The organism is uncultured Corynebacterium sp. (assembly GCF_902782855.1).
Lineage (GTDB): Bacteria > Actinomycetota > Actinomycetes > Mycobacteriales > Mycobacteriaceae > Corynebacterium.
Map to the genome: position 1 here is coordinate 1 of NZ_CACZOO010000158.1, position 7,286 is coordinate 7,286.

A 7,286-nucleotide genomic window follows, 5' to 3' on the forward strand; every position below is an offset into this window, starting at 1 on the left:
CACCGCACCAGACACCGTCACCGTCTACACCGTCGACCAGATCCGCTGCGCCGAGCAACCGTTGCTCGACGCCCAGACCCGCCCTGACGAACTGATGCAGTCCGCCGCGTCCGCCGTCGCGGAGGCCGCCCACATGATGCTGCGCAGCCCGTCGACCACGGGAATCGGGACGCGTGTCCTGCTCGCCGTCGGCCCGGGCGGCAACGGGGGAGATGCCCTCTACGCCGGCCGGGACCTCCTCGACGACGGGTGGGAGGTGGATGCGGTGCTCCTCGGCCGGGACCGGACCACCGGGGACGTGCGGGTGCACCGGGGTGCCCTGGACGCGTTCACCGGGGCAGGCGGGACGGTCGTGGACTATGACGACCTGTGGACGCAGCGTCCGTCCCCGTACCGGCTGCTCATCGACGGGGTGCTCGGCATGGGCGGGGCCGGAGGAGTGGACGCGCTGACGGCGACGGTGCTGGACCTGGCCAACCGGTGGCTGTTCCCGTTGCTGAGCATCGATGTGCCCTCCGGGATCGACGCGGACACCGGTGCCGTCTCCGACCCGGTGAACGCCACCGACCCGCTCATGAACGTGGAGCTGCCGTTCCTGTCCCACGCCGTCGCCGACGTCACCGTGACCTTCGGTGGCTGGCGTCGGGTGCACGCGGTCAGCGCCTTATGCGGGCAGGTGCTGCTCGCGGATCCGGCACTGGATTCGGGGGAGTCCATCGGTGCCGGACTCGGGAAGACCGACGCCTGGTGGCGACGGGGTCCGGGACTGCACGTCGGGTTCGCCCGGGCGGTCACGCCGGACGTGGATCCCCGCGCGGAACACGGTCTGCTCGATCTCGGGGGCGTGTGGGACGCTGCGGGCACCGGCCTGGCGTCCCCGGATCTGCGTGCCTCGCGGCTCAACGGGCCGGTTGAGCCGGGGCCCGACGACGACAAGTACACCGGTGGAGTGGTGGGGGTGTGCGCCGGCTCCGCCAGGTTCCCTGGTGCGGCGGTGTTGGCCACCACCGGTGCGGTGCGGGCGACCAGTGCGATGGTCCGGTATATCGGCACCGGCGCCCCGGAAGTCCTGCGCGCGACCCCGGAAGTCATCTGGTCGCCGACGGTGGCGGAGACCGGCCGGGTGCAGGCGTGGGTCGTCGGCCCGGGGCGGGGAACGGACGACGCGGCCGCCGCGGAACTCGCCGAACTGCTGGACCGGCCTGAGCCGCTGCTCATCGACGCCGACGCCCTTACCCTCCTCGCGGAACGACCGGAACTGCGTGAGGCTCTCATCGCCCGATCACCGGACGCCCGGGGCGCCGCGCGCGACGACCGGCAGACACTGCTCACCCCGCACGCCGGGGAGTTCCGGCGGTTGGCGGACGCCGTGTCCGCCGGCGCCGGCGTCGACATCCCTGACCCGGACACCGACCGGATCGGCGCCGCAGTCGCCCTGTCAGAGGCACTTCACTGCGCGGTGCTGCTCAAGGGGCGGCACACCGTCATCGTGCAGCGCCCTGATCTGGGCCGGGACGGTGCGGTGTGCGGCGCCCGGGTGACCTGCATCGACGCCGGCACGTCCTGGGGTGCGACACCGGGGTCCGGTGACGTGCTCGCCGGGGTCACCGGGGCACTCATGGCCGAGACCACGGCGAAGTACGGGGTCAGGGCTGCGGGCGCGGCGCCCCGGGCGGTGGCCCTCCACGCCATCGCCGCCGCTGTCGCCGCTGAGACACCGGACGGGTACGCCCCGACCTCGGCGTCGAGGATCGCGGACGCCGTACCCCGGGCCTGGGCCCGCTCCGGTCCCTCCACCACCAGGCGCCGCCGGCCGGGGTGCTGACGTCCCCGACACCGGCCGACGCCGGCCGTCGACGGTAGTACCCCTCCGCACGAGATCAGTTCACGCACATGGGGCCGGAGGTGCCGGCGGAGATCGGGGCCCGCTGCTCGTCGGTCAGGGCGTCCGGGGTGCCGACGGTGCCGACGTTGTCCTCGTCGCCGGTGGATCCGGTCCCGTCGTCCGCTCCGTGCCCGGACCCGGGGTCGTCGAGGGTACGGGTGTCATCCTCGGTCGAGCCAGGACCGGTGTAGGTGCCGGAGAGGGTGACGCTGATCTGTCCCGGACCCAGGCTCGGGTCCTCCACGACCTGCAGGCCACCGAGCTTCCTCGCCAGGTCACGGGCGGCCGGGTCACTGATGTCGGCGACATTGACCTGACTCTCGGAGACGCCCGACTCGGTGTGGTTACCGACCTCGCCGACGGCGAAGCCCGCCCCGGCGACGAGGTCGCCGACCCTGGAGGCGAGACCGTCGACGCTGCTGGCGTTGAGCACGGAAACCGTGGATGCCGCCGCATCGTAGGCTGGGATGTCCTCTTCGGTGGCGCCGGTGCTCCCCGAGGCGTCCGGGTCATCGTCGCCGAGCAGGTCCTCGAAGAAGGCGTGCACCTGGTTCCTGTCGACGGTGACCACGGACTCGCCGTAGTCGCCGGTCCCGTCGATGCTGGTCACCGGGATGGTCTGGAAGGTGACGTTGCCACCGGAGAGGTTCTGCATCTGGGAGGCCAGACCCATGATGTCCCAGCCCGAGTCGATGGTCAGGGACCGGGAGACAGCGTCATTGAGACGGGACAGCTGACCGGGGCTGGACAGTGTCTTGGCCGAGAGGATCTTGTTCGCCAGGCTGGCGAGGTAGGCCTGCTGGCGGGTGATGCGGTCCAGGTCACCGCGCGGCAGGTCGTGGCGCTGGCGGACGAAACTCAGCGCGTTCGGCCCGTTGAGGGTCTGCTGGCCGGCGGGGAAGTTCGCACCGGACAGGGGCTCGTCGACGGCGTTGTTCAGACACACGTCCACCCCGCCGACGGCATCGGTGAGCAGCACGAAGCCGAGCAGTCCGACCTCGGCGTAATGGTCGACGCTGATTCCGGTGAGGTCGGCGATGGAGTTGATGAGCGCCTCGCGTCCTTTCTGGACCCCCTCCCTGCTCGCCCGCTCCTCGTCATAGACCTCACCCGAGGCGGCGGCCCTCTCGGACGCGGCTTCCTCGTAGTTGAACTTGGTGCTGCCGTAGACCTGGTTGAGTTTGACGTTGCCCAGTTCGGACCCGCCGTCGACGTAGGTGTCACGAGGCAGGGAGACAGCGGTGGCCGAGGAACCGTCGTTGGGGATACGGATGAGGATCATGGTGTCCGTACTGGTGGTCGCCTCCTCACCGGCGCGGAGCATGTCGATCTCCTCCTGGGACAGCGGATTGCCCTTGGCGTCCGTCCTGGAGTCGATGCCGACGAGGAGGATGTCGGTCGCGCCGTCGGCGTGGTCACCGAGATCGAGGCCACCGGTGGTGGCGAGATTGTCGGCCAGTCGGCCGACGGTGGAGTACCCGTAGCCGCCACCGGCGAGCAGTAGTACGGACAGGAGGCTGAGGACGATCTTCACCGGCTTCGAGCCGAGCTGCCGGTGGTCCTGCGGGCCCGCCGAGCGGTTGCGGCGGCGGCCCCGGGAGGACGCCGTGCCCGGCCGCGTCCCGCCGGTCCTCCTCCGCTCAGCGTCGCTGGACGACACCGACGCAGCCGACCCCGCAGCCGACCCCGCGGATGCCCCTGCAGCCGACCCCTCCGACCGTCGTGAACTGCGGGGAATTCGGGTCTGACCCGCACCCGTCACTTGACCGGGGGTCTCACGGACGGGCCGGGAGGGGCTGTCGCCGGCGCGGGCATGGCGTCCGCGACCGTCCTCGGACCGTGAGGTACCGTCGGTCCGGTCGGAATCGCTCATGCTTCACCTTTCATCAGGATGCGCCACTGCGGGGGTGCAGGGCCCGTGGGGTGTGTGGTGGGAGGGCGGACAGTTCGCCGGGAATTCTACTATCCGCTGCCCCGATGTCCATGTGGGCGTAACAACTACCATGGTCCCCTGTGATGTCCCCTGTGAAGTCCCCTGTGATGCCCCCTGTGAATCCCCCGGCTCACCGCACCGTGGTCACCGGAGCTGCCGGCCAGGTCGGTCGGGAACTCGTCGCCCTCGGCGCCGTCCCACTCACCCGTCACGATCTGGACCTCGCGTCCTCCCCGTCGGTGCTGCGGGAGGCCGCGCTACGCCGGTTCGACGGGGCGGACGCCGTGGTCAACTGTGCGGCGTGGACCGACGTCGACGGTGCGGAGGATCCGGTGCACAGGGGGTCCGTCGAAGCGGTGAACGCCACCGCCCCCGGTGTCCTCGCCTCGGCTGCGGCTGAGGTCGGGGCGCGTTTCCTCCATCTCTCCACCGACTATGTCTTCCCCGGTACCCCGACACTGCCGGGGAACGAGTGGCGGGTGGACGACCCCACCGGTCCCCTCAACGTCTACGGTGCGACGAAGGCAGTGGGGGAGCGCGGCGTTCTCGATCACGGGGGGACCGTGGTGCGCACCGCGTGGGTGTGGTCGGGGCCGAACGCCCCGGGCCGCGATTTCGTGGCGACGATGGCGGGACTCGCGCAGCGGGGGGTTGACCCACGGGTCGTCGACGACCAGACGGGGCGCCCCACCTACGCCGTCGATCTGGCCGCCGGACTGTGGGGACTCTCACATCGGGACGCCGCTGTTCCGGCGCTCCTGCATTTCACGAACTCCGGCGATCCGGTCACCTGGTGCGGTCTGGCGCGTGAGGTCTTCCGACTGCTCGGCCATGATCCGGACCGGGTCACACCGTGTGGTTCGGTGGAGTGGCCGTCGGCGGCCCGGCGTCCGGAATGGTCGGTGCTGGACCTGGATCCGTGGCGGGCGACGGTGGGGGAGCCGCCGTCGTGGCGTGCGGCTCTGACGCGGGGGCTGGGCTAGGCTGGTCGGTCGTGGACAAGCCTCTCGCGATCATCACCGTGACCTATTCCCCGGGTGAGTACCTGGGACGTTTCCTGGATTCCGTCCCGGCGGCGACGGCGCAGGGGGCTCTGGTGGTCATGGCGGACAACGGCTCGACCGACGGTGCTCCGGAGGCGGCCGCAGCCTCCCGCGACAATGTCGAACTCCTGCGAACCGGGGGGAACGTCGGCTACGGCGCCGGGATGAACCGGGGCGTTGACGCGGTCCGGTCCCGTCGGGACGCCGGCGAGATCGACGATGAGTTCGTGGTCATCTCCAATCCTGACGTGGTCTTCACCCCGGGGTCGGTGGACCGGTTGATTGAAGCAGCCCGGCGGCACCCGCGGGCGGGGGCGGTCGGGCCGCTGATCCGGGAGACCGACGGGTCGGTGTACCCCTCGGCCCGGGCGGTGCCGACCCTGGTCTCCGGGATCGGGCACGCCCTGCTGGGGCAGGTATGGAAGAACAACCCGTTCAGCCGCCGCTACCGGGACGACGCCGACATGGGGCACGAGCGCACCGCCGGGTGGCTGTCGGGATCCTGCCAGCTGCTGCGCTGGGAGGCCTTCGACGCTGTCGGTGGTTTCGACGAGCGCTACTTCATGTACATGGAGGACACGGACCTCGGTGACCGGTTGGGTCGGGCGGGCTGGGAGAACATCTTCACCCCGACCGCCGAGATCGCGCACGCCCAGGGGCATTCGGCCTCGAAGCACCCGGAGATCACGGTGCCGGCCCACCATGACTCGGCCTACCGCTTCCAGGCCGACCGGCTGAACGCGTGGTGGCAGGCGCCGGTACGTGCGGTGCTGTGGGCCGGGTTGAGGGTGCGCGGTGCGGTGACCCTCGCCCTGGCGACGCGGGCTCTGCGGCGGGGGCGGTGACGGCCTCCCCGGCGGCATCCGTTCGGCCGGGTAACCTCTTGGCCGTAGTACCCTCACGCTGTTCCCAATGCTCTCCTCTGACGACGAAAGAACAGATCTTCCCATGAACGACACCAGCTCTCTCGCCGCGTCCACCGACGCCGTCATTCTCGTCGGCGGCAAGGGAACGCGCCTGCGTCCCCTGACGAACTCCATACCCAAGCCGATGCTTCCGGTGGCGGGCTATCCTTTCCTCCAGCATCTGCTGGCCCGGATCCGTGCCGCCGGCATGACCCACGTCGTGCTCGGTACGTCGTTCAGGGCGGAGGTCTTCGAGGAGTTCTTCGGCGACGGTTCCGATCTGGGTCTGGAGATCGAGTACGTCGTCGAGGATGAGCCGCTGGGCACCGGTGGCGGTATCCGCAACGTCTACGACCACCTGCGTCATGACCGGGTCATGGTGTTCAACGGGGACGTGCTCGGTGGCACCGACCTCGGGGCGGTGCTGGAGACCCATGTCGCCAAGGAGGCCGAGGTGACGCTGCACCTGCTGCAGGTCGCCGATCCGCGGGCCTTCGGCTGCGTGCCGACGGATGCCGACGGCAGGGTCTCGGCCTTCCTGGAGAAGACCGAGGATCCGCCGACCGACCAGATCAACGCCGGCTGTTACGTTTTCCAGCGCGGGATCATCGCCGAGATCCCGGCGGGGAAGGCGGTCTCCGTTGAGCGTGAGGTGTTCCCGGTGCTGCTGGAGCGCGGGGCGCGGGTCTTCGGTCACGTCGACCAGGCCTACTGGCGGGACCTGGGGACGCCCTCGGACTTCGTCCGCGGTTCCTCGGACCTGGTCCGCGGCATCGCGCCGTCGCCCCTGATCGAGGGACGTCACGGAGAGGCTCTGGTGGACCCGTCGGCGGCGGTGGCGGGTGGGGCGCTGCTGCTCGGCGGGACTGTCGTGGGTCGTGGCGCGGAGATCGGCGGCGGTGCCCGGGTGGACACCTCCGTCGTGCTCGACGGCGTGGTCGTCGAGGCCGGTGCGACGGTGGAGCGGTGCGTCATCGCCGCCGGCGCGCGTATCGGTGCGCGGGCGCACCTGTGTGACGCGGTGGTCGGCGAGGGGGCGGTCATCGGGGCCCGCTGTGAGCTGATCGGCGGGGCCAGGGTGTGGCCGGGGGTGCGGATCCCGGACGGCGGACTGCGCTTCTCCAGCGATATATGACAATTTTTCCATATGTTGTGGTGGCCGGGCAGTATGCGGCGTCTTCTACCCACATGTAGTGGTTAGGGTTGGCGGGGCAGGCCTTATGTCGTGGTGCGAGGGGGTGGGGGACCCCCGACCGCTGTGAAGGGTGTGGCGGTTGTGACTCGTGTGGCGATGACGGTACAGGGAAGCGGTTGAGGCATGTAATTCTCTGTGTGTAATCTCTGGGGAGTACAGATATACGGTCGTCCGACAGTCGCAGGCTGCCGGCCCGGCGGCCGCACCCGACGGGGAACGAGTAACGGAGAGGAGGCGGCGTGGACGACAGACACGACGGGTACCGCGACGCTGACCCTGACGAGTTCCCCGCACCACTGTCGGACGGCTCGGCGGCGGTGGATCC

At 70.3% G+C, this 7,286-nt stretch carries 5 protein-coding genes; 4 read left to right on the top strand and 1 reads right to left on the bottom strand.

Translation table 11 applies throughout. The features are described from left to right. Positions 1 to 1,825: bifunctional ADP-dependent NAD(P)H-hydrate dehydratase/NAD(P)H-hydrate epimerase (locus QZV72_RS07345; protein ID WP_297006737.1), on the top strand; the 1,825-nt coding region annotated here is incomplete at its 5' end. A 55-nt stretch (positions 1,826 to 1,880) separates the two neighbouring features. Here the strand turns inward: QZV72_RS07345 and QZV72_RS07350 are convergent. Further along, complete coding sequence (locus QZV72_RS07350) at positions 1,881 to 3,758, bottom strand: LCP family protein (RefSeq protein WP_297006740.1); 1,878 nt, start codon at positions 3,756 to 3,758, stop codon at positions 1,881 to 1,883. A gap of 176 nt (positions 3,759 to 3,934) precedes the next feature. Here QZV72_RS07350 and QZV72_RS07355 point away from each other — a divergent pair, with 176 nt between their 5' ends. The 3 genes from QZV72_RS07355 (at position 3,935) to QZV72_RS07365 (ending at position 6,901) form a co-directional block, all read left to right on the top strand. Beyond that, complete coding sequence (locus QZV72_RS07355) at positions 3,935 to 4,801, top strand: sugar nucleotide-binding protein (protein WP_297006742.1); 867 nt, start codon at positions 3,935 to 3,937, stop codon at positions 4,799 to 4,801. 11 nt (positions 4,802 to 4,812) lie between these two features. Then, complete coding sequence (locus QZV72_RS07360; protein ID WP_297006745.1) at positions 4,813 to 5,706, top strand: glycosyltransferase family 2 protein; 894 nt, start codon at positions 4,813 to 4,815, stop codon at positions 5,704 to 5,706. A 103-nt stretch (positions 5,707 to 5,809) separates the two neighbouring features. Further along, complete coding sequence (locus tag QZV72_RS07365) at positions 5,810 to 6,901, top strand: NDP-sugar synthase (protein WP_297006747.1); 1,092 nt, start codon at positions 5,810 to 5,812, stop codon at positions 6,899 to 6,901. Positions 6,902 to 7,286: the final 385 nt, after the last annotated feature.

Excerpts from the sequence above, each read along its gene's own strand:
- QZV72_RS07365 (WP_297006747.1), top strand. The coding sequence starts at position 5,810 with ATGAACGACACCAGCTCTCTCGCCGCGTCCACCGACGCCGTCATTCTC.
- QZV72_RS07350 (WP_297006740.1), bottom strand. The coding sequence starts at position 3,758 with ATGAGCGATTCCGACCGGACCGACGGTACCTCACGGTCCGAGGACGGT.